Origin of the sequence: Ottowia sp. SB7-C50 (assembly GCF_033110285.1) — a bacterium.
GTDB lineage: Bacteria > Pseudomonadota > Gammaproteobacteria > Burkholderiales > Burkholderiaceae_C > Ottowia.
Genome location: NZ_CP136995.1, coordinates 2,713,274 through 2,739,801, shown reverse-complemented (window position 1 = coordinate 2,739,801; position 26,528 = coordinate 2,713,274). Strand labels below are relative to the sequence as shown.

General features: G+C 67.3%; 26 protein-coding genes and 1 riboswitch. Of the genes, 10 read left to right on the top strand and 16 right to left on the bottom strand.

Translation table 11 applies throughout. The features are described from left to right. Window positions 1-50 precede the first annotated feature (50 nt). The gene (locus R0D99_RS13100) at window positions 51-467 is read left to right on the top strand and encodes a hypothetical protein (RefSeq protein WP_317748616.1); all 417 of its coding nucleotides are present in this window, start codon (window positions 51-53) and stop codon (window positions 465-467) included. A 71-nt stretch (window positions 468-538) separates the two neighbouring features. On the opposite strand, the gene R0D99_RS13095 is transcribed toward R0D99_RS13100, so the two are convergent. The 3 genes from R0D99_RS13095 to R0D99_RS13085 form a co-directional block, all read right to left on the bottom strand. Then, window positions 539-1,075 (bottom strand): peroxiredoxin, encoded by a 537-nt coding sequence (locus R0D99_RS13095; RefSeq protein ID WP_317748615.1) that lies wholly within the window; start codon window positions 1,073-1,075, stop codon window positions 539-541. Window positions 1,076-1,138: 63 nt separating this feature from the next. Further along, on the bottom strand, window positions 1,139-3,037 hold the full coding sequence (locus R0D99_RS13090; protein WP_317748614.1) for an ABC transporter ATP-binding protein/permease: 1,899 nt from the start codon (window positions 3,035-3,037) through the stop codon (window positions 1,139-1,141). Window positions 3,038-3,276: 239 nt separating this feature from the next. Continuing rightward, on the bottom strand, window positions 3,277-3,615 hold the full coding sequence (locus tag R0D99_RS13085; protein WP_317748613.1) for a hypothetical protein: 339 nt from the start codon (window positions 3,613-3,615) through the stop codon (window positions 3,277-3,279). Window positions 3,616-3,722: 107 nt separating this feature from the next. Here R0D99_RS13085 and R0D99_RS13080 point away from each other — a divergent pair, with 107 nt between their 5' ends. Then, window positions 3,723-4,733 (top strand): asparaginase, encoded by a 1,011-nt coding sequence (locus R0D99_RS13080; RefSeq protein ID WP_317748612.1) that lies wholly within the window; start codon window positions 3,723-3,725, stop codon window positions 4,731-4,733. 13 nt (window positions 4,734-4,746) lie between these two features. Here R0D99_RS13080 and R0D99_RS13075 read toward each other — a convergent pair whose 3' ends face one another. Next, window positions 4,747-5,667 (bottom strand): LysR family transcriptional regulator, encoded by a 921-nt coding sequence (locus R0D99_RS13075; protein ID WP_317748611.1) that lies wholly within the window; start codon window positions 5,665-5,667, stop codon window positions 4,747-4,749. Window positions 5,668-5,812: 145 nt separating this feature from the next. Between R0D99_RS13075 and R0D99_RS13070 the strand changes: the two genes are divergently transcribed. From R0D99_RS13070 to ttdB, 3 genes are read left to right on the top strand one after another with little or no spacing between them, the layout of a single operon-like run. Next, window positions 5,813-6,793 (top strand): Bug family tripartite tricarboxylate transporter substrate binding protein, encoded by a 981-nt coding sequence (locus tag R0D99_RS13070; protein ID WP_416366003.1) that lies wholly within the window; start codon window positions 5,813-5,815, stop codon window positions 6,791-6,793. Between the two features lie 20 nt (window positions 6,794-6,813). Next, window positions 6,814-7,713 (top strand): L(+)-tartrate dehydratase subunit alpha, encoded by a 900-nt coding sequence (gene ttdA / locus R0D99_RS13065; RefSeq protein WP_317748610.1) that lies wholly within the window; start codon window positions 6,814-6,816, stop codon window positions 7,711-7,713. Then, window positions 7,710-8,318: a L(+)-tartrate dehydratase subunit beta gene (gene ttdB, locus R0D99_RS13060; protein WP_317748609.1), complete on the top strand. Its 609-nt coding sequence runs from the start codon at window positions 7,710-7,712 to the stop codon at window positions 8,316-8,318. Before ttdA ends, ttdB begins: the two co-directional genes overlap by 4 nt. A 57-nt stretch (window positions 8,319-8,375) precedes the next feature. Here ttdB and R0D99_RS13055 read toward each other — a convergent pair whose 3' ends face one another. Further along, window positions 8,376-9,740, bottom strand: a complete 1,365-nt coding sequence (locus tag R0D99_RS13055; RefSeq protein WP_317748608.1) for a TAXI family TRAP transporter solute-binding subunit — start codon at window positions 9,738-9,740, stop codon at window positions 8,376-8,378. A gap of 29 nt (window positions 9,741-9,769) precedes the next feature. Further along, on the bottom strand, window positions 9,770-10,810 hold the full coding sequence (locus R0D99_RS13050) for a P1 family peptidase (RefSeq protein ID WP_317748607.1): 1,041 nt from the start codon (window positions 10,808-10,810) through the stop codon (window positions 9,770-9,772). A gap of 138 nt (window positions 10,811-10,948) precedes the next feature. Here R0D99_RS13050 and R0D99_RS13045 point away from each other — a divergent pair, with 138 nt between their 5' ends. Continuing rightward, a complete protein-coding gene (locus tag R0D99_RS13045) occupies window positions 10,949-11,512 on the top strand; it encodes a DUF2889 domain-containing protein (protein ID WP_317748606.1) in 564 nt (187 codons plus the stop codon). Between the two features lie 13 nt (window positions 11,513-11,525). On the opposite strand, the gene R0D99_RS13040 is transcribed toward R0D99_RS13045, so the two are convergent. The 8 genes from R0D99_RS13040 to R0D99_RS13005 form a co-directional block, all read right to left on the bottom strand. Next, entirely contained in the window at window positions 11,526-12,017 is a 492-nt protein-coding gene (locus R0D99_RS13040; RefSeq protein ID WP_317748605.1) for a GNAT family N-acetyltransferase, read from the bottom strand. Continuing rightward, on the bottom strand, window positions 12,014-14,929 hold the full coding sequence (gene gcvP, locus R0D99_RS13035) for an aminomethyl-transferring glycine dehydrogenase (RefSeq protein ID WP_317748604.1): 2,916 nt from the start codon (window positions 14,927-14,929) through the stop codon (window positions 12,014-12,016). The genes R0D99_RS13040 and gcvP overlap by 4 nt, the downstream gene beginning before the upstream one ends. An 82-nt stretch (window positions 14,930-15,011) precedes the next feature. Beyond that, on the bottom strand, window positions 15,012-15,377 hold the full coding sequence (gene gcvH / locus R0D99_RS13030) for a glycine cleavage system protein GcvH (protein ID WP_317748603.1): 366 nt from the start codon (window positions 15,375-15,377) through the stop codon (window positions 15,012-15,014). 67 nt (window positions 15,378-15,444) lie between these two features. Continuing rightward, a complete protein-coding gene (gene gcvT, locus R0D99_RS13025; protein ID WP_317748602.1) occupies window positions 15,445-16,650 on the bottom strand; it encodes a glycine cleavage system aminomethyltransferase GcvT in 1,206 nt (401 codons plus the stop codon). 56 nt (window positions 16,651-16,706) lie between these two features. Further along, window positions 16,707-16,820, bottom strand: a riboswitch (glycine riboswitch). A 192-nt stretch (window positions 16,821-17,012) separates the two neighbouring features. Next, a complete protein-coding gene (locus R0D99_RS13020; protein ID WP_317748601.1) occupies window positions 17,013-18,287 on the bottom strand; it encodes a TRAP transporter large permease in 1,275 nt (424 codons plus the stop codon). A 149-nt stretch (window positions 18,288-18,436) separates the two neighbouring features. Next, window positions 18,437-18,931, bottom strand: coding sequence for a TRAP transporter small permease (locus R0D99_RS13015; protein ID WP_317748600.1), 495 nt, complete (start codon window positions 18,929-18,931; stop codon window positions 18,437-18,439). A gap of 92 nt (window positions 18,932-19,023) precedes the next feature. Then, on the bottom strand, window positions 19,024-19,995 hold the full coding sequence (locus R0D99_RS13010; protein WP_317748599.1) for a TRAP transporter substrate-binding protein: 972 nt from the start codon (window positions 19,993-19,995) through the stop codon (window positions 19,024-19,026). Between the two features lie 318 nt (window positions 19,996-20,313). Continuing rightward, on the bottom strand, window positions 20,314-22,017 hold the full coding sequence (locus R0D99_RS13005) for an electron transfer flavoprotein-ubiquinone oxidoreductase (protein WP_317748598.1): 1,704 nt from the start codon (window positions 22,015-22,017) through the stop codon (window positions 20,314-20,316). Between the two features lie 148 nt (window positions 22,018-22,165). On the opposite strand from R0D99_RS13005, the gene R0D99_RS13000 reads away from it, so the two are divergent. From R0D99_RS13000 to R0D99_RS12990, 3 genes are all read left to right on the top strand, one after another. Then, window positions 22,166-22,948 (top strand): SDR family oxidoreductase, encoded by a 783-nt coding sequence (locus R0D99_RS13000; RefSeq protein ID WP_317748597.1) that lies wholly within the window; start codon window positions 22,166-22,168, stop codon window positions 22,946-22,948. A gap of 57 nt (window positions 22,949-23,005) precedes the next feature. Beyond that, entirely contained in the window at window positions 23,006-23,923 is a 918-nt protein-coding gene (locus R0D99_RS12995) for a DMT family transporter (protein WP_317748596.1), read from the top strand. Between the two features lie 70 nt (window positions 23,924-23,993). Next, window positions 23,994-24,416, top strand: coding sequence for a thioesterase family protein (locus tag R0D99_RS12990; protein ID WP_317748595.1), 423 nt, complete (start codon window positions 23,994-23,996; stop codon window positions 24,414-24,416). A gap of 68 nt (window positions 24,417-24,484) precedes the next feature. On the opposite strand, the gene R0D99_RS12985 is transcribed toward R0D99_RS12990, so the two are convergent. Together R0D99_RS12985 and R0D99_RS12980 are read right to left on the bottom strand one after the other, a co-directional pair. Then, window positions 24,485-25,399 (bottom strand): MBL fold metallo-hydrolase, encoded by a 915-nt coding sequence (locus tag R0D99_RS12985; RefSeq protein ID WP_317748594.1) that lies wholly within the window; start codon window positions 25,397-25,399, stop codon window positions 24,485-24,487. Further along, a complete protein-coding gene (locus tag R0D99_RS12980; RefSeq protein WP_317748593.1) occupies window positions 25,396-25,992 on the bottom strand; it encodes a peroxidase-related enzyme in 597 nt (198 codons plus the stop codon). Before R0D99_RS12980 ends, R0D99_RS12985 begins: the two co-directional genes overlap by 4 nt. A gap of 59 nt (window positions 25,993-26,051) precedes the next feature. Between R0D99_RS12980 and pcaC the strand changes: the two genes are divergently transcribed. Further along, window positions 26,052-26,438: a 4-carboxymuconolactone decarboxylase gene (gene pcaC, locus R0D99_RS12975; protein ID WP_317748592.1), complete on the top strand. Its 387-nt coding sequence runs from the start codon at window positions 26,052-26,054 to the stop codon at window positions 26,436-26,438. Window positions 26,439-26,528: the final 90 nt, after the last annotated feature.

The following is a 26,528-nucleotide window of genomic DNA, read 5'->3' as shown; positions in this document are numbered from 1 at the left end:
TCGCTGGAACGGCGAGCGTTGCGCCACGATCCAGCGGCGAGCGACACCGCATGAGGCTGGAGCCGTTTCATCGCGTGGACGACACGCCGTTCGACGCCCGGCGGGCCGACATCGAGCGTGCGCGCGGCCCGGCGCCGCGGGTGGACCACGACCCGATCGGCCTGACCGCGCTGGACTACGGCGACGTGGTGTTCCGCTTTCAGGACAGCACCGGCCGGCTGGAAGAGGTGACGCGCCGTGCGCCGATGCTGTACCTGGTGGGGCAGGGCACCGTGGCCGACGTGCCCTTCGGTCGCCTGGCGACGTACGTGAAGGCGCACGACGGCGATGTGTTCGCGCGTGCGGGCTTTCTGGTCAGCCCGCGGCTGGGGCTGGCTTTTGTGCCGGCCGAGCCGGACTGGGTGACCGCGCTGGCTGCGCACTGTATCGACACCTGGCGCCAGATGGGCGCCGCGCCGACGGCATGAATGCTATCTAATCGGTAGCATCATCCGAAGCGCCTGCAGCGCATCGCGCGAGATTTTTCCCAAAGCCGGGCTCAGCGCCGGCGGTTGAGCTGCTGCACCGCCTTCAGCGTTTCTTCAACATGCCGCAGCGGGTTGCTGCCTTCGTGCGTGAACGCGACCTTGCCGTCCTGCCCGATGACGTACGAGATGCGGCTGGCCATGCCGGGCATCAGCGAGCCGGCGTCGTAGGCCTTGATGGTGCGCGCGTCCGGGTCGGAGGCGACGGCGAAGCGGTCGCGGCATTCCTCGCGAGAGAACTTCTTGAGCGTGTCGATGCCGTCGTGCGACATGCCGATGACGGTCGCGCCGGCGGCGGCGAATTGGGGCGTGGCCTCGGCAAAGGCGTTGGCCTCGACCGTGCAGCCGCGCGTGAAGGCCTTCGGAAAGAAGTAGAGCACTACCGGGCCTTTCTTCAACGCACCCGCCAGGTCGAAGTCAAACGCCTGGCCGCCCAGGGCGGCGGGTGTCTTGAACGGGGGCGCGGCATCGCCGGGCTTCAACGCGGCCCATGCGGCGGCGGGCAGAAACAAGTTGGCGGCGAGCAAGAGCGTCAAGGAAAGGCGGGTCATGGCAGTCTCCGGCCGGGTGGGCGCAGCGGCACGATATTAGCGCTGCCATGCGAGGGACGTGCGTCACGCCCTCGCGGGCAAGGGTTGCGGACCCGCTTCGGGCACAGGAGCGGCGACATCGCCCTCATCGAAGTTGAAGTGCTCGGCCTCGTGCAGCTGCCAGCGGCCGCCGCCGGTCAGCTCCAGCACGTGCGTGTGGTAGTCCAGCACAGCGGCGCGGTGGGCGATGCTGATGAGTGTCACGTCGGCGTCCAGCAGGCGCTGGTACAGCCGCGCCTCGTTGCTGCGGTCGAGCGCGCTGGTGGCTTCATCCAGGATGACGAAGCGCGGCTGCGTGATGAGCACGCGTGCAAACGCCAGCCGCTGCTGTTCGCCCAGCGACAGCGTCTTGGCCCAGTCCACCTCGGCGTCCAGCCCGCCGCTGCGTTCGGCCAGTTCGGGCAGGTTCACGTCGCGCAGCGCCTGCAGCAACGTCTCGTCGTCCATGTCGCGGTCGAACTGCGGGTACAGCAGCTGGCTGCGCAGGCTGCCCACCTGCATGTACGGCCGCTGCGGCAGGAACATGCTGTCGGCCACCGGCGGGCGTCGGATGCTGCCCTGGCCCGCGCGCCACAGCCCTGCGATGGCGCGCAGCAATGAGCTCTTGCCGCTGCCGCTTTCGCCCACGATCAGCAGGCCATCGCCCTTTTGCAGCGTGAAGCTCAGGTCGCGCACCAGCTCGCGCTTGCCGTCGGGCGTGTTCAGGGTGACGCCCTGCAGGCTGAGCGTGGGCGCCTCGCTGGTCTGGATGGTGTGGCGGCGCCGGCGCGGCAGCGGCGCGGGCTCGGCGGCGGCGACTTCGCTGGCTTCGCCCGGCTTGGGCGGCAGCGCGGTCAGCAGGCCGTGGATGCGTTCGATGCCGGCGGTGAAGCGGGACAGGCCCTCGAAGTTGTCGATGATGATCGACACCGCGCCCAGCACCGCCAGAAAGGCGCCCGCCGCCTTGATGGCCTGGCCCACTTCCAGGTCGCCCGACAGCACCAGGTTGGCGATCAGGATGTTGGGCAGGATGATGGCGATCTGGTTATACGCTTGCTGGAAGAAGTTGAGGTTGAGCTGCTGGCGCAGCAGGCGCTGGTAATTGCGCAGCGCGCCCTTGAAGCGGCCGCGCACCTGCTTCAGCTCGGCCTGCTCGCCGCGGTAGAAGGCGATGGATTCGGCGTTCTCGCGCACGCGCACCAGGCTGAAGCGGAAGTCCGCCTCGCGCTTGAGCTGAAAGAAGTTCAGGCGCATGAGCGGCGCGCCGAACACCTTCACCGTGAGCCACGTGCCGACCGCGGTGTACACCACCAGCACGTACACCAGCATGTGCGAGATCTGCCACAGCACCCAGCTGAACGCCACCAGCTGCATCAGCGAGCCCAGCCCGATCAGCAGGAAGTACAGCGAGCGCTGGGTGAAGGTGTTGACGTCTTCGGCGATGCGCTGGTCGGGGTTGTCGATGCTGTTGTCGCCCGTCAGCTCGTAGAAGCGCTGGTTGTGAAAGTAGCGCCCCAGCAGCCGCTCGGACAGCCAGCGCCGCCAGTGGTTGCCCAGCGTGTCGCGCACAAAGTAGTAGAGCGAGCGCGTGGGCACGAACACCGCCACCACGATCAGGCAGATCATGATGGCGTGCCAGAAGCGGTCGCCATCGCGCGCGGCCAGCGCCGACGTCATCTCGCCCGCCTGGTTGTTGAGCATGACCGAGATCTGCGTCTCGGCCAGCAGCATGACGATCAAGACGATAAGAAACCCCCAGGCCTTGCGGCGCTCGCCCTCGCGCCAGTACGGCGACGCAATCGCCCAGAAGCGGCGCCACACGTGGGGCGAAAAGAAGTCGAAGCTGGGTCGCTGGCGGTCGCGTGCGGGCGGTACCGTGCCGGTCTGCACGGGCGCTGCGGGGTTCTGTGGCGTGGCGTCGGGGTTGTGTTCGATCTGACTCATGGCGTTCACCGGACCCGGCCGCGTGACGATGTGACTGAATGTCACTGAGCTTAAGCAGGTGCTGCCGCGGCGGTTGTCGGAAAACCGCCTTTGCGCCACGTAGGCGGAAAAGCCGAGTCGGATCAGTTCACGCCGGGTTGAGCAGCGCGGCGGTCAGGTCGAGGGGAGAACACGAACGCGTCAAGGGCGCGGCGTGTCAGCGGGCCGTGCGGACGCAAGGCGCCTGCATCGGCAAGCTGTCAGTGGCGGTCGCGGCGCGGACGCAGGCGCGGGCAATAGGCCGGCGCGCAAGGCAGCGTGGGCGCGGCCACCAGCGCATAGGGCCGCGGCGCAGGCACGTCGAGCACGATGACCGGCGGGTAATACGTGGCGGCGGCCGGCGCCACGCGGGTCGCTGCAAGGCCCTGCAGCGCGCCATCGTCGTTGGGGTTGAACTGCCCCGCGTCGGGGAAGCCCAGCGGCTTCAGGGGCGAGTTGGGCGGCACCAGATCGGAGTTTTGCGCACTGGGCGCGGCCAGCGCGCTGCCGCCCAGCAGCAGGCCGGCGATCAGCAGGACGGAAGAAAGCGGGTGCGTCATTTCGAAGGGCCCAGACAAGTCTGTATCGGAGTGTAATGAGCTTCGCCGGCCGCTGGCAAGGCTGGTCGCCAACGGGCCGTGCGGACTGTGCCCGACAATCCACCCCCATGACGACACATGCACGACGCCCGCGCATTGCCCTGGTGGGCACTGGCGGCACCATTGCCGGCGCGGCCCCGGCGCAGGCGGGCGCCACGTCGGCGGCCTACCAGTCGGCCGTGGTGACGGCCCGCGACCTGATCGACCGCATTCCCGCCCTGGCGCAGGTGGCGGACCTGCAGGCCGAGCAGCTGATGCAGATCGATTCGGCCGACTTCACCGACGAGCAGCTGCTGGCGCTGTCGCGCCGCGTGTCGGCGCTGTGTGCACGCGACGACATCGACGGCGTGGTGGTCGCGCATGGCACGGACACGATGGAGGAAAGCGCCTATTTCCTGCATCTCACCGTGCAAAGCGCCAAGCCCATCGTGCTGACCGGCGCCATGCGGCCCGGCACCGCGCTGGCCGCCGATGGCCCCGCCAACCTGCTGCACGCCATGGCCGTGGCGGCGCATGCCTCGTCGGCCGGGCGCGGCGTGCTGGTGGTGATGAACGAAGAGGTGCACAGCGCGCGCGACGTGGCCAAGGTGAACGCCATGCGGCTGGACGCATTTGCGTCGCCGCACGGTCCGCTGGGCGCGGTGGTGGAGGGCGCGCCGCGGTGGTACCGCGCGGTGGCGCGGCCGCACACCATGTCGAGTGAATTCGACATCGCCGCCATCGACACGTTGCCGCTGGTCGGCGTGGTTACCAGCCACGGCCAGATGCGGCGCGACATCTACGACGCGTGGGTGGCCGCCGGCGCACGCGCCATCGTGCACGCGGGCTTCGGCGGCGGCACGGTGCCCGCTTACCTGAAGCCCGTGCTGGCCGCGCTGTGCGCCCAATGCGTGCTGGTCGTGCGCGCTTCGCGCGTGGGCGCCGGGGCCGTCATCCGCAACGCCAACTTCGACGACGACGCCTGCGGCAGCGTGGTGACGGACGACCAGAACCCGCCGCGCGCGCGCCTGCTGGCGGCGCTGGCGCTCACGCGCACGTCAGCGCCTTCTGGCGTGCAGGCGATCTTCGACCGGTATTGAAAAAGCCGCGCCCTCAGGCGGGCGCCAGCTGCTCAAAGGCCTGCGACACGAAGTCGACGAACACGCGCACGCGCGCCGCCAGTTGGTGGCGCTGTGGATACACGGCGTAGATGTCGGCGTCGGGCGTCACGTACTGCGGCAGCACCTGCACCAGCCGGCCGCTTTGCAGGAACGGCTTCACGTCCCATTCGGCGCGCAGCAGGATGCCGTGGCCGTCCAGCGCCCATTTGACGGCGATCTCGCCGTCGTTGGTGCTGAGCGGGCCGCGCGTCTTCACCGACTCGGCGCGGCCGGCGCGTCCCTTGGCGGGACTCAGGCGCCACAGGCCGTAGGCTTCTTCACCCTGGCGGATGCCGATGCAGGCGTGGCGCGCCAGTTCGCTCGGGGTGCGCGGTATGCCGTGGCGCTTCAGGTAGGCGGGCGCGGCGCACAGCAGGCGGCGATTGGGCGCGATGTAGCGCGCGATCACGCGGGCGTCGGGCGGCGTGCCGAAGCGTATGCAGACGTCGAACGCGTCGTCCGTGATCGGCGGCGGATTGACCGACAGCTGCAACTGCACTTCCACCTGCGGAAAGCGCCGTGCAAAGCGCGAAATGAGCGGCGCGATGTGGCTGCGCCCGAAGCCCAGCGTGGCGTTGACACGCAACAGCCCCTGCGGTGACGACTGCGCGCCGCCCAGCAGCTCGCCCAGGCTGTCGATGTCGCCCAGGATGCGGCGTGCATGCTCCAGATACACCTCGCCTTCGGGCGTCAGGCCCATGCGGCGTGTGGTGCGGTTGACCAGCTGAACGCCGAGGCGCTTTTCCATCTGCGCCAGGTGGCGGCTGACGGCGGCGGTGGTCACGCCCAGATCGCGCGCGGCGGCGCTCAGGCTGCCGGCGCGCGCCAGCGCCGAGAAAAAGCCCAGATCGGCCGGCTGGATGGCGGGGTTCATGCTGGTCCTTGCATCGTGGGTGCGTCAGATTGTTAACTTGAAGTCAACACTGGTTTGAGATTTTGACCGATACGAACAAGCATCGCTCTCCTAGAGTCGGCTCATTCCAGCCATTCACCTCACGAGGAGACACATGCCAGTGGACATCGCCCCCTTCAACCGACGCTCCGCGCTGCACGTGGCGGCGCTGGCACTGGCCTGCGCGGCCCCTGTCGCACAGGCCCAGGCCTGGCCGACCAAGCCCGTGAGTCTGGTTGTGCCCTTCCCGGCCGGCGGCACCACCGACGTGCTGGCGCGCGCGCTGGCCGAACGCCTGTCGCCCGCCATCGGCCAGCCGGTGATCGTGGAAAACAAGCCCGGTGCGGGCGCCACCATTGGCGCCGATGCGGTGGCCAAGGCCAAGCCGGACGGCTACACGCTGCTGATCGGCGCGGTGCACCACACCATCGCCAGCAGCGTGTACAAGAAGCTGCCGTACGACTTCCAGAAGAGCTTTGAGCCGATCACCGTGATCGCCATGGTGCCCAACGTGCTGGTGGTCAACGCGGCCAGGACCCCCGCCAAGACGGTGAACGAACTGGTTGCGGCCATCAAGGCCAGGCCCGACGATGCCAGCTACGGCTCCAACGGCAATGGCACGGCGCAGCACATGATCGGCACGCTGTTCCAGCAGCAAACCGGTGCCCGGTTGCAGCACATTCCCTACAAGGGCAGCGGGCCGCTCGCCACCGACCTGCTGGGCGGCCAGATCCTCATGTCGTTCGACACCATCACGCCGGTGCTGCCCCACATCAAGGCGGGCAAGCTGCGCCCGCTGGCGGTGACCACGGCCAGGCGCTCTCCCGCGTTGCCCGACGTGCCCACGCTGCAGGAGGCGGGCCTGAAGGATTTCGACATCGGCACCTGGTTCGGCGTGCTGGCGCCCGCGGGCACGCCCCGGCCGGTGCTGGACCGCCTGAGCGCCGAGGCCACCCGGATCATCCGTTCGCCCGACTTCCAAAAGCGCATGGACGACATCGGCGCGCAGCCGGTGGGCAACACGCCGGCCGAGATGGCGGCGCAGATCAAGGCCGAAACCGCCAAGTTCGGTGCGTTGGTCAAGGCCGGCAACATCACCGTTGAATGACGCTGGCACGGAGCACCCGCATGAACAAGGAACAAGCCGTCGCGGACCTGACGAATGTCATGTCCAAATTCACCGCCTACATCGGCAAGCGCCTGCCAACCGACGTGACGCAGAAACTGGGCGAGCTGCGCGAGAAGGAGGTCAACTTCCTGGCCAAGGAGGTGTATGAATCGATGCGCCAGAACCAGGAAGCGGCCGACAAGCTGGACCGCCCGAGCTGCCAGGACACCGGCGTCATCCAGTACTTCCTGACCGCCGGCGCCAACTTTCCGCTGCTGGGCGAACTGGAAGAAATCCTGCAGGAAGCCACGGCCGGAGCCACGCGCGACGGCCCGCTGCGCCACAACGCCGTTGAGACCTTCGTCGAGAAGAACACGGGCACCAACACGGGCTCGAAGATTCCGTGGCTGGACTGGGAGATCGTGCCGAACGACGACAGCGTGACGATCGACGTCTACATGGCCGGCGGCGGCTGCACGCTGCCGGGCAAGGGCACGGTGCTGATGCCGGGTCAGGGCTATGAGGGGGTGGCCGAATTCGTGTTCGACGTCATCACTTCGCGCGGCGTCAACGCCTGCCCGCCGCTGCTGGTGGGCGTGGGTGTGTCCACATCGGCCGAGACCGCGGCGCGCCTGTCGAAGAAGGCCATCCTGCGCCCGGTCACGTCGAGCCACCCCAACGAAAACGCGGCGCTGATGGAGCAACTGCTGACCGACGGCCTGAACGAGCTGGGTCTGGGCCCGCAGGGCCTGACCGGCAACAACAGCGTGATGGGCGTCAACATCGAATCGTCGGCGCGCCACCCTTCGACCATTGGCGTGGCGGTATCGACCGGCTGCTGGGCGCACCGGCGCGGGCGCATCAAGATCAAATCGGACATGACATGGGAAGTCATCTCGCACCAGGGGTTCAAGCTGTGAAAAAAATTCTCACCACACCCATCCGGGACGAAGATCTGGAAGCACTCAACGCCGGCGACGTGGTCTACCTGACCGGCACGCTGGTCACTTGCCGCGACGTGGCGCACCGCCGCTTGATCGAGCAGGGGCGCGAGCTGCCGGTGGATCTGAAGGGCGGGGCGATCTTCCACGCCGGGCCCATCGTGCGGCAGAAGGACAACGGCGAATACGAGATGGTGTCCATTGGCCCCACCACCAGCATGCGCATGGAAAAGTTCGAGAAGGACTTCATCCGCCAGACCGGCGTGAAGCTGATCGTCGGCAAGGGCGGCATGGGGGCCGAGACACAGGAAGGCTGCGTCGAGAACAAGGCCGTGCACGCCATCTTTCCCGGCGGTTGCGCCGTGCTGGCGGCCACGCAGGTCGAAAAGATCGAGGGCGCCGAGTGGAAGGACCTGGGCATGCCCGAGACGCTGTGGATCAACAAGGTCAAGGAATTCGGTCCGCTCATCATCTCCATCGACACCAAGGGCCGCAACCTGATTGAGGAGAACAAGAAGATCTTCAACGAGAAGAAGAAGCCCATCCTGGAGCGCATCAACCAGCAGATCCGCTTCATCAAATAGGCGCGCCGCGCCGATGCGCCCAGCCCCGCATCGCCGGGGCTTTTTTTGCGTGCCGCGCTACGCCGGCCGCTTGGCCAGCAAGCGGCGCCGCACGGCGTCGATGTTGTTGCGCAGCGCGAACAGCTCTTCGGCATGCGCCAGTGGCACCGTGATGCCGTTGGCCACGCGGTCGAGTTCGTCCAGTTCGTCCAGCAGCTCGTTGCGCTCGCCCAGGCCTTCGTCCACCTTGGCCTCAATGGTGCGCAGCCGGGCGTACCAGCGGAACACGCGCCGCCGCACGCGGAAGGTGTAGAGCGGCGGCACGACGCGGCTCAAGGGCAGCAGCAGCACGATCAAGCCGCCGATGACCAGCCACATGCGCTCCAGCAGATTGCTGGCCCAGAACGGCAGGTAGCGCTGCCAGAAAGGCGGCGTGCCGTTGATGGCGCGGTCGCCCTCGGGGCTGACGGGCAGTTCGCTGGTGCGCGTGTTCGGAAAATCCCGCGCCCGGTGGAACCAGCCGGCGCCGCTGTGCAGCCCTTGCGCCGCCTGCGCGAACAGCTGGCGCAGCGCGGGGTGGGTCTGCTCGCGCGTCAGCAGCGAGGTGGTGGTGGCCAGCAGGCTGACGTCGTGCGGCGGAATATCGGCCGCCAGATCGACCACGCCGCGCGGCAGCGTGACCGGCTGCAAGAAGGGAAAGCGCCGCGCATAGGCGTCGGCCTGCGCCACGTCCATCAGCGCCACGCCGGGCGCGCGCAGCAGGCGCTCGACCACGGGCGATTCGGGCGCGGTGACCAGCACCAGCGCGTCCAGGTAGCCGCCCAGGAGCGCCTCGGCCGCTGCGGCGGGCGGTAGCTGGCTGGTGACGAGCGCGCTGGCGTCCATGCCATTGGCCTGCAGCAGGCGCTGCACGATTTCGGGCACGCCGCTGCCGGGTTGGTCGATGTTGACGCGCAGCCCCTTCAGCTGGCCCAGCGTGGTCACGGGCTTGTTTGCTTCTGATTTAGGAGCTGCTCGCGCTTGTCCAGCAAGCGCTGCAGGCCGATAGAACACCCAAAGCGGCTCATAGAACAGCGCGCCGAGCGAGGTGATGCCCGCCTCGCCATCGGCCGCCGCATCGGCGCTGCCGCCGCGCACGAAGGCCACGTCGGCCTGGCCCGCGCGCAGCGCCTGCAGGTTGGCTCGCGAGCCTTCGGTGGTGGTCAGCTTGACCTCGATGCGGTTCCTGGCCGGCGCTTGCGCATAGCGCCGGCCAAATTCGGCATACGCGCTGCCCTCGGGGCCGGTGGCCAGCGTCACTGTCTTGGGCGGCTGCGGGTCGAGCCACCAGTACGCGGCCACCAGCACGCCCACGGCCAGCAACACCACCGGGCCGGCCGAAGCCAGCATGTCGCGCACCGACAGCACGATCAGCGTGAGGGTGCGACGGATCGGTCCGATCATGAATCAAAAACCCTTCTGGCGCTGATACATCAAGCGCAGGCAGCTATTAAATCAGTAGCAGACGGCAGGTTGAGCGTGTCGGTCTGGATGCCCTGCGCCGCGCGCACCGCATTGACGCAGGCGCGCGCCACGGCTTCGCCTGCCATCGTGCACAGCACATTGAAATCCAGCCCGCCCGACATGCCGGTGGCCAGCGCGAACAGCGTGTCGCCGTCGCTCATGGTGTGCACCGGGCGAATGGCCCTGGCCAGCCCGTCGTGGCCCGCGCCGGCCAGGCGCTGGCACTGGGCCTTGCTCAGCGGCGCATCGGTGGCAACCACGCCGATGGTGGTGTTGACGCCCGCCAGCAGCGACAGCGGCGCGTCGCCCGCCAGCACCGCCGACACGCTGCCGCGCAGCCCTTGCCCGTCTTCGGTGCGCGCGCCGGCAATCGGGGTGCCCGTGGCGGGGTCGACCACGTCGCCCAACGCGTTGACCGCGATCAGCGCGCCCACGGTCACGCCGTCCAGCGTGACCGAAGCGGTGCCGATGCCGCCCTTCATCGCGAAGGGCATGCCGAACAGCTTGCCCACCGTGGCGCCCGCGCCCGCGCCGACGTTGCCCTGCAGCGGCTCATCGCTGGCGGAGTCGCAGGCCGCGTAGCCCGCCGTGTCGCCAGGGCGGATGCGGGCGTCGCCCAGGTGCAGGTCGAACAGCACAGCCGCCGGCACGATGGGCACCACCTGGCCCGGCGCGCTGCCGACGTACAGGCCCACGCCTTGTTCGTCAAGCCAGCGCATCACGCCGCTGGCGGCGTCCAGCCCCCATGCGCTGCCGCCCGACAGCAGCACCGCGTGCACCACGCCCACCAGATTGGCCGGGTCGAGCAGATCGGTCTCGCGCGTGCCGGGTGCCGCCCCACGCACGTCCACGCCGCCCGATGCCCCGGCGCGGGCGAGCACCACGGAACAGCCGGTGGGGCGGCGCGTGTCGGTGAAGTGACCGACCTCGATGCCGCGCACTTGGGTGATGCTGCCGGGGTAGGGCAGGGCGGTGCGCGCGGCGGCGGGCGAAGCGGATTGGCGGGGCATGCGTGTCGTGCAAAGTGGTGATGCGGCATGTTAGCGCCCGCTGGCGCGGTGCCTGCGCCCGCCCCGGCAACGGGCGCGCGAAGCCGCGACAATGGGCGGGTCAGCTTCTTGCCCGCGTTTCGTCGCGGGGTTTACGCCGTGCCGCTTTCTTCACCTGCTCCACGCACCCACCTGCATGATCGTCGTACCGTCTTCCGCGGTTATCGCCGTGCCGACGGCCTGTGGGACATCGAGGCCGAACTGCACGACAGCAAGACCGTACCCTTCACCATTGCCGGCGAGGGCGACTGGGCGGCGGGCGAACCGATCCACGGCATGGCGATCCGGCTGACGGTGGACGACGACACGGTGGTGCACGCCATCGAAGTGGCCATGGACCATGTGCCGCACGACCCGTGCCCCAAGGCCATGGCGCCGATGCAGCGCATGGTGGGCTGCCAGCTGGCACGCGGCTGGCGCCGTTCAATCGAGCAGCACCTGGGCGGCATCGAAGGCTGCGCCCACCTGCGCGAGCTGCTGTTCAACATGGCCACCGCCGCGTTCCAGACCATGGTGCAGAGCGTGGTGCCAATCGATCCCGAGCACCCGCCGCCGCACCTGGGCAAGTGCGTGACGTGGGACTTCAACGGGCCGGTGGTGGCCCGCCGCTATCCCCGGTTTTATCGGCTGCAGCCGCAGCCGGCGCCGCCGCGGGACAAGTAGCGCTGCAGGGGCCCTACAGCCACTTCTGCATCAGCACGGCTTCGCCTTCGGCGGGGTCCAGCACATAGGGCGCGAAACCGAAGCGCTGGTAGCTGCGCAGCGCGCGCTGGTTGCCGCTCAGCACTTCCAGGGTGAGCTTGCAGCAGCCGCGCGCCTGCGCGTGGGCTTCGCACGCCGCGAGCAGCGCCTGGCCCACGCCGCGCGCGCGGTGGGCCGGCAGCACCACCAGGTCGTGCACATTGAGCAGAGGCCGCGCCTTGAAGGTGGAATAGCTCTCGAAGGTGTTGGCCAGGCCAACGGGCGCATCGCCTTGCCAGGCGATGAAGCTGGCGGCCGCGGGCAGGGTCGCCAGGTCGTCGCACAGGCGCGACCGCACGTCGTCCGGCAACGGCACGCCGCCGCCCATGGGGTCGCGCGCATACGCGTCCAGCAGCGCGACGAGCGCCGTGCGATGGGCTTCGTCGCGGTAGTCGACCGCGCGGACGACCGGCGGCGCCACGCTCATGCGGCGGCGTCGACCGCCTCGTCGGCAAACGCCTCGACCGGCACGCAGCTGCAGAACAGGTTGCGGTCGCCGTACACGTTGTCGACACGGCCGACCGGCGGCCAGTACTTCACGCTGCCCGGCAGCCGACCGGTCAGCGCGCCGCCGACTTCGCGCGGATAGGGGTGCGGCCAGTCGGCGGTGAGCAGGCTGTCGGCGGTGTGCGGGGCGTTCTTCAGCGGGTTGTCGTCCTGCGGCCACTCGCTGCGCTCGACGCGGCGAATCTCCTCGCGGATGGCGATCATAGCGTCGATGAAGCGGTCGATTTCTTCGAGCGTCTCGCTTTCGGTCGGCTCCACCATCAGCGTGTTGGCGACCGGGAAGCTGAGCGTCGGCGCATGAAAGCCGTAGTCGGCCAGGCGCTTGGCCACGTCTTCGGCCATCACGCCGCTGGTGTCCTTCAGGCCGCGCAGGTCCAGGATGCATTCGTGCGCCACATGCCCGTTGGCGCTGGCGTACAGCGTGGGGTAGTGGTCCTTCAGCCGCTTGCTGATGTAGTTGGCCGACAGGATCGCTGCCTCGGTGGCGTACGTCAGGCCCGCACCGCCCATCATGCGGATGTACATCCACGAGATGGGAAACACCGCGGCGTTGCCCAGCGGGGCTGCGCTGATTGCTCCAATTTTGCGAGCATCTCCCGCCGTCTGGTGGCCGGGCAGATAGGGCACCAGGTCTTCGACCACGCACACCGGTCCGACGCCGGGGCCGCCGCCGCCGTGCGGGATGCAGAAGGTCTTGTGCAGGTTCAGGTGGCTGACGTCGCCGCCGAACTCGCCCGGCGCGGCCACGCCGACCATGGCGTTCATATTGGCGCCGTCCAGGTACACGCGGCCGCCGTGCTGGTGCACCAGCTGGCACACCTCTTTGACATGCGTTTCGAACACGCCGTGCGTGCTGGGGTAGGTGATCATGATGCAGGCCAACTTGTCGGCGTGCTGCTCGCATTTGATCTTCAGGTCGGCCAGGTCGACGTTGCCGTTGTCGTCGCATTTGGTGACGACAACCTTCATGCCCACCATCTGCGCGCTGGCCGGGTTGGTGCCATGCGCGCTGCTGGGAATCAGGCACACATCGCGCTGGCCCTGGCCGCGCGCCTGCTGCCACGCGCGGATGGCCAGCAGGCCGGCGTATTCGCCCTGGCTGCCGGCGTTGGGCTGCAGGCTGACGTCGGCATAGCCGGTAATGGCGCTCAGCCAGCGGCGCAGCTGCTCGTCCAGTTCGCGGTAGCCCTGCAACTGGTCGGCCGGTGCAAAGGGGTGCACGTTGGCGAATTCGGGCCAGGTGATGGGAATCATCTCGCTGGTGGCGTTCAGCTTCATGGTGCAGCTGCCCAGCGGAATCATGCTGCGATCAAGCGCCAGGTCCTTGTCGGACAGCTGGCGGATGTAGCGCAGCATGCCGGTTTCGCTGTGGTGGCTGTTGAACACCGGGTGCGTCATGAAGGCAGACGTGCGGCGCAGCGCGGCTGGAATGAGCGCCGGCGCGCTGCCTTCCAGCTGCGTGAAGTCGGGCTGCGGCTGGCCGTCGCCGAAGATCGTCCAAAGCCGTTCGACGTCGGTGCGCGTGCTGGTCTCGTCGAACGACACGCACAGGTAGAAATCCCATGCTTTTCGCAGGTTGACGCCCATCTGGACTGCGCGTGCAGCTATCTTATCGGTAGCACCATCGGTCTTGAAGCAGACCGTGTCGAAGCCCGAATCGTGGTGCGTGGCGCTGAAGCCCAGCGCCTGCATGCCGGCGGTGAAGATGCTGGCCAGGCGCGTCACACGTTCGGCGATGCGCTTCAGGCCTTGCGGCCCGTGGTACACCGCATACATGCTGGCGACGATGGCCGGCAGCGCCTGCGCGGTGCAGATGTTGCTGGTGGCTTTTTCGCGGCGGATGTGCTGCTCGCGCGTCTGCAGCGCCAGGCGGTAGGCCGGCTTGCCGTGCACGTCCACGCTGACCCCCACCAGGCGCCCCGGGAGGCTGCGCTTGAACGCGTCCTTGCAGGCCATGAAGGCGGCGTGCGGGCCGCCCGCGCCCATCGGCATACCGAAGCGCTGCGAATTGCCGACCACGATGTCGGCGCCCATTTCGCCGGGCGACTTCAGCAGCGTCAGCGCCAGCAGGTCGCTGGCCATGATGACGGCGGCATCCTTGGCGTGGATCTTGTCCGACTCGCCGCTCCAGTCCATCAGCCAGCCGCTGCTGCAGGGGTACTGGATGAGCGCGGCGAAGTAGTCGTCGGCGGCGATGGCCGCGTCCCACTCGGGCTGCGAGTTGGCGACCTTGACCGTCAGTCCCAGCGGCGCTGCGCGCGTCTGCATGACTTCGATGGTCTGCGGGTGCGCGTCGCCACTGACGACGATCACCGAGCCCTTGGCCTTGACGCTGCGGCGCGCCAGCGTCATGGCCTCGGCCGCGGCGGTGGCTTCATCCAGCATCGAGGCATTGGCAATGTCCATGCCCGTCAGGTCGGCCACCATGGTCTGGAAGTTGACCAGCGCCTCCATGCGGCCCTGGCTGATTTCAGCCTGGTAAGGCGTGTACGAGGTGTACCAGGCGGGGTTTTCCAGCACGTTGCGCAGGATCACGCCCGGCAGGTGGCAGCCGTAATAGCCCTGGCCGATGAAGCTCTTCATCTCGTGGCGGTTCTTGGCCGCGATGGCCTTCAGCTCGGCCAGCGCATCGACCTCTGTGGCTGCCAGCGGCACATCCATCGGCGTCTGGCGCGCAATGCTGCGCGGCACGATGGATTCGACCAGCGCCTGGCGCGATGTTTCACCGATGACGGCGAGCATCTTGCGCTCGTCCTCGGGCGTGATGCCGATGTGGCGGCGGACGAATTCGTCGGCGTTTTCCAGCTGAGCCAGAGAGAGGGGGTGGGACATGTCGAGCTGCTCCAGACAAAACCTCGGGCCGGGCGCACCGGCATCGATGCGCCCCCAAGCCCTGCACGATGACGAAAGAAAATCAGGCGGCGAAAGCCTTGTAGGCGGCCTCGTCCATCAGCGCCGCCACCTGGTCGGGTTGGGTGAGCCTGACCTTGAAGAACCAGCCCGCGCCCTCCGGGTCGCTGTTGGCCAGGCTCGGCTCGTCGGCCAGCGCCTGGTTCACCTCAACCACTTCGCCGCTGACCGGCATGTACACGTCGGCCGCGGCCTTCACGGACTCCACCACACCGGCGGTGTCTTTCTGGCCGTAGGTCTTGCCCACTTCGGGCAATTCGACGAACACCACGTCGCCCAGCGCATCCTGCGCGTGCTGCGTGATGCCGACGATGGCGATATCGCCCTCGACTTTGACCCATTCGTGGTCTTCGGTGTATTTGATGGTCATGGTTGCTCCAAAAAAAAGAGTGGATTGCGCAAGTGGGGCGGGCGCTGCAAGCCGATTTGGCCAACAATCAACCGCGGTGATAGCGATTGGGGACAAAGGGCGTGGTCACCACCTCCATCGGCACCGGCTTGCCGCGCACCAGCGCGATCACGGGCGAGCCGACGGCGGCATGCTCGGGCGTGACGTAGCCCATCGCAATGGGCCGGTCGATGCTCGGGCCGAGCAGGCCGCTGGTGGTTTCGCCGATTTTCTGGCCGGCGGCGTCTTGCAGTTCGATGTGTTCACGCACAGGGATGCGATCCTGGGCCATCAGCGCCACGCGCTTGCGGCCGAGCTTTTGCGCGGCCGGGTTGCCTGCGGCGTCCTGCATGAAGGGCAGCACTTTGTCCGCGCCCGGAAAGCCGCCCGCGCGTTCGCCGCCCGTGCGGCGCACCTTCTGGATGGCCCAGTTCAGGCCCGCCTCGATGGGGGTCGTGGTGGTGTCGATGTCGTTGCCGTACAGGCACAGGCCCGCTTCCAGGCGCAGGCTGTTGCGCGCGCCCAGGCCGATGGGCGCAACTTCAGGCTGCGCCAGCAGTGCGCGCGCAAAGGCGTCGGCCTGTGATGCGTGGATGGAAATCTCGAAGCCGTCTTCGCCGGTGTAGCCGCTGCGGGTGATGTACAGGTCGGTGCCGTTCCAGGCAAAGGCGCCGCCCGTCATGAAGACGAGTTGCTCGACGCCGGGCACCAGGCGCTGCAGCGCATCGACGGCCTTGGGGCCTTGCAGCGCGAGCAGGGCGCGCTCAGGCATCGGCAGCACCTGGCAGCGGTCGCCGATGCGGGCTTGCAGGTGCGCGATGTCACCGGCCTTGCAGGCGCCGTTGACGATCAGGAACAGCTGCGGCCCCTCGCGCTCGCCCGAGGCGCGCGGGCGGCTTTCGCCCGTGGCCTGCGCCGGATCGCCCCAATTCACGAACATCAGGTCGTCGATGATGGTGCCTTCGTCGGTCAGCAGCAGGCCATAGCGCTGCTTGTCCACGCCCAGGCCCATGACATCCACCGGCATCAGGCTTTCCAGCGCGGCGGCGGCATCGGCGCCCACCAGCTTGATCTGCCCCATGTGCGACACGTCGAACAGGCCGGCCGCTTCGCGCGTGTGCTTGTGCTCGGCCATCAGGCCGGCGGGGTACTGCACCGGCATCGAATAGCCAGCAAACGGCACCATGCGCGCGCCGAGTTCGACGTGCAGATCGTGCAGCGGGGTTTTTTGAAGTTCGGTGTCGGCAGCGGACATGGCAGGGCTCCTCGAATGCATTGTCAAAGGCATTGCCCGGCCAGCAAGTCCGGGCGCGGAACCCTGCTGTCCTCTTTACCTGAGAGATTCAACCCGCGCCAACCGCGCCGGCCTTGCCCCTTCGGTGGGCCGCCTGGCGTATGCCGCGGCCTCTCTCCAGCAGAATTGTGTTGTGCCAGTCCTTTTGCCTGAGCGTTCAGCCTTCGGCGGCGCGTGTGACGGCGCTCTCTCCTGACGACACCCGATTCTGCCATGACAAATGGCCGCGGAGCAGGCCGCGCGAGAGCGCCGGGGAGCGGGCTTGGCCCGGCCGCCAGCGTTGTCCCCTGGGGGAAGGCGCCCCAGCGCCACAGGGGGGAGTTTTATCTATACACCAGGTCGCGCAATCCCAGCGACAGCGCCGGCACGTAGGTGATCACCATCAGGCACGCCAGCACCACGCACACAAACGGCACCAGGTGCCGGATGATCTTGTCGAGCGAGATGCGCGCCACCGTGCAGGCCGCGAACAGGTTCACGCCGAACGGCGGGGTGATCATGCCCAGCGCCAGGTTGACCACCATCACCAGCCCGAAGTGCACCGGGTCAATGCCGAAGCGTTGCGCCACCGGCGCCAGGATGGGCGCCAGCACGATGATGGCGGCGCTGGTCTCGATGAACATGCCGATCACGAACAGCGCCGCGTTCACACCCAGCAAAAACATGGCGGGGTTCTTCAGCACATCTTCCAGCCAGTGGCCGATGGCGTCGGGCACGCCGGCGCGCGTAATGAGGAAGGCGAACAGCCCCGCGTTGGCGATGATGAACATGATCACCGACGACGACACCACCGACTTGCGCAACACGGCGACCAGATCCTTGACGCTGATTTCGCGGTACACCCCCATGCCCACCACCAGCGCGTAGAACACGGCCACGGCCGACGCCTCGGTCGGCGTGAAGATGCCGCCGTAGATACCGCCCAGAATGATGATCGGCATCAGCAGCGCCCACGCCGCCTGCCGGGTGGCGGCAAAAAAGCCCAGGCGCCCGTCGCCGTCGGTCTTGCCCCAGCCCTTCCATTTGCAGTACGCCCACACGAACAGCATCAGCGCGCCGCTGATCAGGATGCCGGGGCCAAAGCCGGCGATGAACAGTTCGCCAATCGACACCTCGGCCGCCACGCCGTAAAGAATCATCGGGATCGACGGCGGGATGATCACGCCCAGTTCGGCGCTGGTGGCCTGCAGCGCCGCTGCCCACGACGTCGGGTAGCCGTGCTTGATCAGCGCTGGGATCAGGATGGCGCCAATCGCGAACGTGGTGGCCACCGACGAGCCCGACACGGCGGCGAAGATCATGCAGGTGAGCACACAGGTCATCGGCAGGCCGCCCTGCACGCCGCCGACGATGCTCTTGGCGAATTCGACCAGGCGGCGCGAAATGCCACCGGTTTCCATCAGGTTGCCGGCCAGGATGAAGAACGGAATGGCGGCCAGCGGAAACTTGTTGATGCTGTTGAACATCTCCTTGGCGGAGAGCAACATGTTGGCGTTGGTCACCTGAATGCCGACGATGGACGCCAGCCCGATGGACACGGCAACCGAGACGCTGAGCGCAAAGCCCAGCATCATGGTGATGAGCATGGCTGTGGTCATGCGCGGCGCTCCCGGACTTGCAATTCGATCAGAGGGCTCGCGGTGCGCGCGGCCTTTCGAGTGCACGCGCGGAGCGGGGTTGGCCCGGCCGCTGCGTGCGCCCCCTTGAGGGGGAGGCGCGCAAAGCGCGCTTCGGGGGGTGGGCGTCATCACTGCGCAGTCTCCAGTTCCATCCGTCGCGGGTCGAGGTAGTTGGCCACGATGCCCAGGATCGAGAACAGGGCGCCCACCGGCATGGCGACGTAGGCCCAGAACATCGACAGCGATTCGAGTCCCGCCATGGACTGCACGCTGCCGCGCACCGCATAGTCGTAGCCCCACCACAGAATGACCAGCATCAGCGCCAGCGCCGCCAGCGCCACCACCAGGTCGAGCACGCGCTTGGCGCCGGTCGGCACGGCGCGGTACAGCGCGTCCACGCTCACCATGGCGCCTTGCCGAAAGGCCATCGGAATACCCAGGAACACCATCCAGATCAGGCTGAAGCGAATCAACACTTCGCTCCATTCGGCGGGTTGCTCCAGCACGAAGCGGGTGATGATCTGGAACACGCCGAGCGTCGAGGCGATGGCCAGCATCAGGCAGGCCAGGGCCATCGCGACGCGCGTGGTCCAGCTTTCAAGGGACAGGAGCAGGGCTTTCATGTCAAACCGATGGCTTCCATAAAAAAAGCCCGTCGCGCTGGGCTGACGGGCACTTTCAGCTATTCAAACAATAGCAATCCGGACGGTCCGCCTTACTTGTAGTTGCGGATGCGGTCCAGGTTGGCCTTGCCGAAGTCTTTTTCGAACTGGGCGTTGACGCTGGACAGTGCGGCCACGAACTTGGCCTTGTCGATGTTGTCGATCACCGTCATGCCCTTGCCGCGCAGGTCGGCCACGCCCTTGGTGTCGTCCTCGTCCACCTTGGCGCGGTTGGCCTTGGTGCCTTCGCGGGCGGCTTCGATGAAGGCCTGCTTGTCGGCGGCGCTCAGCTTGTCGAACACGCCCTTGTTCATCACGAAGATGCAGGGAGAGTACACGTGGCCCGTGAGCGACAGGTGTTTCTGCACCTGGTCGAACTTGGCCGAGATGATGACCGACAGCGGGTTCTCCTGCCCGTCCACCGTGCCCTGTTGCAGCGCGGTGAACACTTCGGGGAAGGCCATGGGCGTGGTGATGATGCCGAAGCCCTTGTAGGCCGCCACGTGCACCGGGTTTTCCATGGTGCGCATCTTCAGACCCTTCAGGTCGGCGGGCTCTTTCACGTCGCGCTTGCTGTTGGTCATGTGGCGGAAGCCGTTCTCGGCCCAGGCCAGCGCCTTGAAGCCCTTGGCGTCGAACTTGGTCAGCAGCTCCTGCCCGATCGGGCCGTCGAGCACGGCGCGCGCATGCGCCTTGTCGCGGAACAGGAAGGGCACGTCGAGAATCTTCGTCTCGGGCACGAAGTTGGGCACCGGGCCGGTGGAGCTGAACGCCAGTTCCTGCGTGCCCAGCTGCACCGCCTCAATCGACTCGCGCTCGCCGCCCAGCGCGCCGTTGTAGAAGGTCTGCACCTTGTAGCGGCCGTTGGTGCGCTTTTCGACTTCCTTGGCAAAGGTGTCGATGGCAATGCCCTGGTGCGAGCTTTGCGAGGTGGAGATGCTGATCTTCATCGTGGTCTGCGCCGCGGCGCCCGCCATCAGACCGAAGGCCAGGCCCATGCCGAGCACAAGTTGGTGCAATTTCATCGTGAAGCTCCTGAAATCTTGGACAACGAAAGGCCGCCTGTCGAGGCCTGAGAGCGGGCCATTATGGGCGTTCGTCCAAGCCCGCGCCTCGGGGTTTTCGCGCATGGGGAGTCGCGCAGGTGCGTGCCGTCGTCATCGTGTTGGCACGTGCGGGCGCAGGCGTGTTGGGTGCCGCTTTTACAGGGTGTGCGAGGCGGGGCAAAAGCCTTTGGCGCATGGCGTGGCAAGCGCTTGGATGTCGCTCGATTGCTATCGTAAAAAGAGCTGAAGGCGCAGTGCTGTCAAGCGCTTCGCCTTCATTTACCCCGAGGAACGGGATTACATGCCCGAATAGTTCGGTCCGCCGCCGCCTTCTGGCGTCACCCACACGATGTTCTGCGTCGGGTCCTTGATGTCGCAGGTCTTGCAGTGCACGCAGTTCTGCGCGTTGATCTGCAGGCGTTGGGCGTTGCCACCCTTCGACTCATCGGGCACGAATTCGTACACGCCCGCCGGGCAGTAGCGGCCTTCGGGGCCGGCGAACTTGGCCAGATTGATGTTGACCGGCACCGTTGGGTCTTTCAGCGTCAGGTGCGCGGGCTGGTTTTCTTCGTGGTTGGTGTTGCTGACGAACACGCTCGACAGTCGGTCGAAGGTCAGCTTGCCGTCGGGCTTGGGGTAAGTGATGGGCTGGCAGTCGGCGGCGGGCTTCAGCTGCACGTGATCGGGCTCGGTGCGGTGCAGCGTCCAGGGCGCGTGGCCGCGGAAGACCATCTGCTCCAGCCCGTTCATCAGCGTGCCCGTGGTCAGCCCTTTCTTGAACCAGTTCTTGAAGTTGCGGTCCTTGTTCAGTTCGGCGGCCAGCCAGCTGTTGCTGAAGGCTTCGGGGTAGGCGGCCAGTTCGTCGTGCTGGCGGCCCGCCACCACGGCGTTGTACGCCGCTTCGCCGGCCATCGAGCCGGTCTTGATGGCGGCATGGCTGCCCTTGATGCGGCTGACGTTGAGAAAGCCCGCGTCGCAGCCGACCAGCGCGCCGCCCGGGAACACCGTCTTGGGCAACGCCAGCACGCCACCCGCGGTGATGGCGCGCGCGCCATAGCTGATGCGCTTGGCGTTGACGTTGCCGGCGTCGTCGGTGAAGTACCACTTGACGCGCGGGTGGGTCTTCCAGCGCTGGAACTCCTCGAACGGGCTCATGTACGGGTTCTTGTAGTTCAGGCCGACCACGTAGCCGCAGAACACCTTGTTGTCCTCGGCGTGGTAGAGAAACGCGCCGCCGTAGGTGTGCTCGTCCATCGGCCAGCCGGCGGTGTGCATGACGAAGCCGGGCGTGTGGCGGCTGGGGTCGATTTCCCACAGTTCCTTGATGCCGATGGCGTAGCTTTGCGGGTCGCTGTTGGCGTCTAGCTTGAAGCGCTCGATCAGCCGCCGCCCCAGGTGGCCGCGCGAGCCTTCGGCAAACAGCGTGTACTTGCCGTGCAGTTCCATGCCCAGCTGGAAGTTCTCGGTCGGCTCGCCGTCCTTGCCTAGCCCCAAGTTGCCGGTGGCCACGCCCTTCACGCTGCCATCGTCGTTGTAAAGCACCTCGGCCGCCGGGAAGCCGGGGAAGATTTCCACGCCCAGTTCTTCGGCCTGCGCGGCCAGCCAGCGCACCACATTCCCCAAGCTGACGATGTAGTTGCCGTGGTTGTCGGCAAACGGCGGCAGCGCCATGTTGGGCACGCGCGTGCCGCCACCGTCTTCGCGCAGGAAGACGTAGGCGTCGTCGGTGACGATCTGGTTCAGCGGCGCGCCCTTGGCCTGCCAGTCGGGGATCAGCTCGGTCAGCGCCTTCGGGTCCATCACCGCGCCGGACAGGATGTGCGCGCCCGGCTCGGAGCCTTTTTCAAGCACCACGACCGAGACGTCCTGCCCTTTTTCGGCCGCCAGCTGCTTGATGCGGATGGCGGCCGACAGCCCCGCCGGGCCGGCGCCGACGATGACCACGTCGTACTCCATCGCCTCGCGCGGGCCGTACTGCTGGATGATTTCGTCGGGGGTCATGGGCTGCCTCTCATCGTGTTTGAAATAATGGCCGACATGGCAAGGGGCCCGCGCCAGGCGCGCGTGTCGGGTGCGTGACTGATTTTATGCACGTGCCGCGCATCATTGGCGCCAGCCTGCGCCGCAGAATTTTCCGGAGGAAAGAACCATGACTTACAGCATCGACCTGTCCGGCCGCGTGGCCTTCATCACGGGCGCTTCGGGCGGCCTGGGCGCGCAGTTTGCACGCACGCTGGCCAGCGCGGGCGCCGGCGTGGTGCTGGCCAGCCGCCGTCTCGACAAGCTGAAAGACCTGCGCGCCCGCATCGAAGGCGATGGCGGCGACGCCCATGTGGTGGAGTGCGACGTGACCGATGTGCAGTCGATCAAGGCCGCCGTGGCGCATGCCGAGACCGAGATGGGCTCCATCGACATCCTGGTCAACAACTCGGGCGTGTCGACCACCCAGCGCATTCAGGACGTGACCGAGGACGACTACGACTTCATCTTCGACACCAACGTGCGGGGCGCCTTCTTCGTCGCGCAGGAAGTCGGCAAGCGCATGATCGCCCGCGCCAAGGGCGCCGCGCCGGGCAGCTTTACCGGCGGGCGAATCATCAACATCGCGTCGATGGCCGGGCTGAAGGTGCTGCCGCAGATCGGCGTATACTGCATGAGCAAGGCCGCCGTGGTGCAGATGACCAAGGCCATGGCACTGGAGTGGGGGCGCTTTGGCATCAACGTCAACGCCATCTGCCCCGGCTACATCGACACCGAGATCAACCACCACCACTGGCAGACCGAAGCCGGCCAGAAGCTCGTCAACATGCTGCCGCGCAAGCGCGTGGGTGACCCGAAAGACCTGGACGCGGTGCTGATGATGCTGGCGTCCGACCAGAGCCATTTTCTCAACGGCGCCATCATCGCGGCGGACGACGGATTTGGTGTCTGATGCGGCGCCAGCGCTTGACCAGCAAGCGCAGCAAGCTCCTTTTGTTGTAGCAAGCCCATGCTGACCGGCATCCTCGCCGGCTTGGCCGCGGGCGCGCTGTGGGGCCTGGTGTTCGTGGCGCCGCGCATGGTCAGCGGCTTTGCGGGCATCGACCTCACGGCGGGGCGCTTCGTGGTTTACGGGGTAGTGTCCGTCGCCGTGCTGGCGGCGTCGATGCGGCGCGCCCGCAGGCCCACCTGGCGCCAGGCCTGGGGGGCGCTGTGGCTGTCCGTGCTGGGCTTCACGGGGTATTACTGGATTCTGGTGCTGGCCATTCGCGACGCCGGCACCGAAATGCCCGCGCTCATCGTCGGCACCATCCCGATCTGGGTCATGCTGCTGGGCAAGCCGAGCGGCCTGCGCTGGGCCGCGCTGGTGCCGGGGCTGGCGTTGACGCTGGCCGGGCTGGTCTTCATGGCAAAAGGCTCGCTGGCGCCGGTGGATCAAGCGTCAGCTGCTATTCAAAATGCAGCAGCCCAGTCGACGTACTGGCGCGGCATCGGGCTGGCCGTGCTGGCCATGATGTGCTGGACGGCGTTTTCGCTGCTCAACGCCGCGTGGCTGCGGCGCCATCCCGACATTGGCGCGACCGACTGGGCCAACTGGCTGGGCGTGGCCACGGGCCTGGGCGGCGTGGGGCTGGCGCTGGGCCTGGGCACGCCGTTGCCGCAACTCATGGTGCAACCCGGCTGGCCGCTGTTCGCGCTGGTCGTGCTGGCCATCGGTTTCGGCTCCAGCTGGCTCGCCACCATCCTGTGGAACCTGGCCAGCCAGCGCCTGTCCGCCAGCCTGTGCGGCCAGCTCATCGTGAGCGAAACGCTGTTCGCGCTGCTGTACTCCTTCCTGTGGGACCACCGCTGGCCCAGCGCGCTGCAGTGGGCGGCGGTGGCGCTGTTCACCGCGGGCATCCTGGCGTCGATCAAGGCGCACCGATGAGCCGCCGCCGAAAGCGCCGGCCGCGCTAAAGTCCGCGTGCAGCTCAAGCCATCACACCACCGGAAACCCCATGCGCATCGACATCCCTGATCAGAAGAAACTCGTGTTCGAGATGACCATTCCCATCCGCTGGGGCGACATGGACGCAATGGGTCACATCAACAACGCGGTTTACTTCCGCTACATGGAAACCGCGCGCATCGATTGGTTCACCTCGATCGGCTTCGAGCCCAACCCCGGCGGCGAGGGGCCCGTCATCGTCAACGCGTTCTGCAACTTCATGCGGCAGTTCGAATACCCGGGTGACATCCTCATCAAGACCTTCGTCAGCGACGTCGGCCGCACCTCCATCGACAGCTGGCACACCCTGGAGCGCACCGACCAGCCCGGCGTGATCTGCTCCACCGGCGGCGCGACCATCGTGTGGGTTGACTTCCCGAAGCAGAAATCGGCGCCGCTGCCGGATTGGCTGCGGCGCGTGGTGGGCGACTAAGGGCGCGCTTTCTCCGGCCATTTCCGCGGGGCGCGACAGTCAAGCGATTCGTTTCTGATGCCTGCCCATCAAGCCACCGCTTCGTACGCCCCATCGCCCCGCGCGCGCACCGCGCCCGCCTGCTGCAACTGCGCCAGGTGCAGGCCGATGCTGCGGCGCTCGGCGCTGTCGACAAAGGGCAGGTCGGCGCCGGGCGGGTAGAGCAGGCGGCGCTGCGCCATTTCGTCCAGCGTGTGCGGGCGCTCGCGCAGCCAGCCCAGCAGGCGCTCGCTGCGTTCGTCGATCTTGGCGCTGAACTGCGCCAGCGCCTGCAGGAAAGCCGCGCGGTCGGTCAGCGCGCCGCGGTGGTGCGAGGTGACCCAGACCTGGGCGTCGAGGTCTTTCACGCGCTGCAGGCTGTGCTGGAACTGCGTCAGATCTGAAGTGGCATCGCCGTAATAGGGGCCAAAGCCGGTCAGGTCGATGTCGCCGATGAAGGCCACGCCGCTGGATTCTTCGACCAGCGCGCAGTGGCCCGCGGTGTGGCCGGGCAGGTGGTGCGCGCGCACGCGCACGCCGCCACCCAGATCCCACAGCGCCCCGTCGGCGTAGCCGGTGGCGTCGGGGCGTGGCTGGTAGCTGAAGTCGCGTTCGATCAATTCGCGCACCTGCGCGAGCACCGCCGGCGCATAGCCGTAGTGGCGGCCCAGGCCGTCCCACGACTGGGCGGCGGCCAGGTCGGCGTGGTGCACCTGCACCGGCACGTGCGACAGGCGCCCCAGCGCGACCATGTGGTCTTCATGCACATGGCCCAGCACGATCAGGTCGGCATCCTGCAGGTCGGTGCCGATGTGCTGCGCGACCAGCGGTGTGTCGAAGGCCACGCGCGTGTCGGTGCCCTGCACAATGACCTGGTTGCCGTCGGGGTACTTGCCCGACTTGGCGCCCAGGTACACGCGCACCGGGCCGAAGCGCAGCGGCTCCAGGGCGGCGGCGGCCGTCATGCGGGCTTTTTCTCCTTGGGGATGCGGCCCATCAGATAGAACTCGGGATTGGGCTGCATGCCGCTGAAGCTGGCGATGCGGTTCGACAGCCCAAAGAACGCCGTGATGGCCGCGATGTCCCAGATGTCCTCGTCGTCGAAGCCGTGCGCGTGCAGCGGCGCAAAGTCGTCGTCGTTGATCTCATGCGAGCGCTCGCACACCTTCATGGCGAAGTCCAGCATCGCCTTCTGGCGCGGCGTGATGTCGGGCGCCTTGCGGTAGTTGACGGCCACCTGGTCGGCCACCAGCGGCTTCTTTTCGTAGATGCGCAGCAGCGCGCCGTGCGCCACCACGCAGTACAGGCACTGGTTGGCCGCGCTGGTGGTGGTGACGATCATTTCGCGGTCGCCCTTGGTCAGGTTGCTGCTGCGGCCCACGCTCTCGGGGTCCATCAGCGCGTCGTGGTAGGCGAAGAAGGCGCGCCACTCGGCCGGGCGCCGCGCCAGACCCAGGAAAACGTTGGGCACGAAGCCCGCCTTGGACTGCACTTCGAGCACCTTGGCCTTGATGTCGTCGGGCAGCGTGTGGATGTCGGCCATCGGGTAGCGGCTCATGCGGTCTCCTTCAGAATGGGTGGGTGTTGAAACCCATTATGCGATTCAAGGAGCCCGCGATGAACCTGCCCGACGACCCCGACTTCCAAGCCGGCCTCAAGACCCGCCGCCAGGTGATGGGCGACGACTTCGTCGACCGCGCCCTGGGCGGCATGACGCCCTTTACCGAGCCCATGCAGCACTACATCACCCGCAACGCCTGGGGTGACGTGTGGCAGCGGCCGGGGCTGGATTTGAAGACGCGCAGCCTCATCACGATGTCGATGCTGATTGCACTGGGCCGCCAGCACGAGCTGAAGGGCCACGTGCGCGGCGCGCTGAACAACGGCGTGACGCCCGAGCAGATCCAGGAGGTGCTGCTGCACGCCAGCATCTACTGCGGCGTGCCGTGCGCGGTGGAGGCCTACCGCAGCGCCGCTGAAGTGGTGGACGGCGCAAGAGCTTGATGTGCTGAACCATTTTTGCCCCGAGCGCTTGCCCATCAAGCGCGAGCAGCTATCAAATCAGTAGTTAACCATGCCGCGAGGAGGCGTTAC

Coding starts and splice junctions, on each gene's coding strand:
- R0D99_RS13055 (WP_317748608.1), bottom strand. CDS start 9,740: ATGATCGGACCGATCCGTCGCACCCTCACGCTGATCGTGCTGTCGGTG.
- R0D99_RS12985 (WP_317748594.1), bottom strand. CDS start 25,399: ATGACGGCCGCCGCCGCCCTGGAGCCGCTGCGCTTCGGCCCGGTGCGC.
- gcvH (WP_317748603.1), bottom strand. CDS start 15,377: ATGACCATCAAATACACCGAAGACCACGAATGGGTCAAAGTCGAGGGC.
- R0D99_RS13050 (WP_317748607.1), bottom strand. CDS start 10,810: ATGCCCCGCCAATCCGCTTCGCCCGCCGCCGCGCGCACCGCCCTGCCC.
- R0D99_RS13005 (WP_317748598.1), bottom strand. CDS start 22,017: ATGACCCCCGACGAAATCATCCAGCAGTACGGCCCGCGCGAGGCGATG.
- pcaC (WP_317748592.1), top strand. CDS start 26,052: ATGAACCTGCCCGACGACCCCGACTTCCAAGCCGGCCTCAAGACCCGC.
- ttdA (WP_317748610.1), top strand. CDS start 6,814: ATGAACAAGGAACAAGCCGTCGCGGACCTGACGAATGTCATGTCCAAA.
- R0D99_RS13080 (WP_317748612.1), top strand. CDS start 3,723: ATGACGACACATGCACGACGCCCGCGCATTGCCCTGGTGGGCACTGGC.
- R0D99_RS13015 (WP_317748600.1), bottom strand. CDS start 18,931: ATGAAAGCCCTGCTCCTGTCCCTTGAAAGCTGGACCACGCGCGTCGCG.
- R0D99_RS13000 (WP_317748597.1), top strand. CDS start 22,166: ATGACTTACAGCATCGACCTGTCCGGCCGCGTGGCCTTCATCACGGGC.
- R0D99_RS13095 (WP_317748615.1), bottom strand. CDS start 1,075: ATGACCCGCCTTTCCTTGACGCTCTTGCTCGCCGCCAACTTGTTTCTG.
- gcvP (WP_317748604.1), bottom strand. CDS start 14,929: ATGTCCCACCCCCTCTCTCTGGCTCAGCTGGAAAACGCCGACGAATTC.
- gcvT (WP_317748602.1), bottom strand. CDS start 16,650: ATGTCCGCTGCCGACACCGAACTTCAAAAAACCCCGCTGCACGATCTG.
- R0D99_RS13090 (WP_317748614.1), bottom strand. CDS start 3,037: ATGAGTCAGATCGAACACAACCCCGACGCCACGCCACAGAACCCCGCA.
- R0D99_RS13075 (WP_317748611.1), bottom strand. CDS start 5,667: ATGAACCCCGCCATCCAGCCGGCCGATCTGGGCTTTTTCTCGGCGCTG.
- R0D99_RS13100 (WP_317748616.1), top strand. CDS start 51: ATGAGGCTGGAGCCGTTTCATCGCGTGGACGACACGCCGTTCGACGCC.
- R0D99_RS13040 (WP_317748605.1), bottom strand. CDS start 12,017: ATGAGCGTGGCGCCGCCGGTCGTCCGCGCGGTCGACTACCGCGACGAA.
- R0D99_RS13020 (WP_317748601.1), bottom strand. CDS start 18,287: ATGACCACAGCCATGCTCATCACCATGATGCTGGGCTTTGCGCTCAGC.
- R0D99_RS13010 (WP_317748599.1), bottom strand. CDS start 19,995: ATGAAATTGCACCAACTTGTGCTCGGCATGGGCCTGGCCTTCGGTCTG.
- R0D99_RS12990 (WP_317748595.1), top strand. CDS start 23,994: ATGCGCATCGACATCCCTGATCAGAAGAAACTCGTGTTCGAGATGACC.
- R0D99_RS13085 (WP_317748613.1), bottom strand. CDS start 3,615: ATGACGCACCCGCTTTCTTCCGTCCTGCTGATCGCCGGCCTGCTGCTG.
- R0D99_RS12995 (WP_317748596.1), top strand. CDS start 23,006: ATGCTGACCGGCATCCTCGCCGGCTTGGCCGCGGGCGCGCTGTGGGGC.
- R0D99_RS12980 (WP_317748593.1), bottom strand. CDS start 25,992: ATGAGCCGCTACCCGATGGCCGACATCCACACGCTGCCCGACGACATC.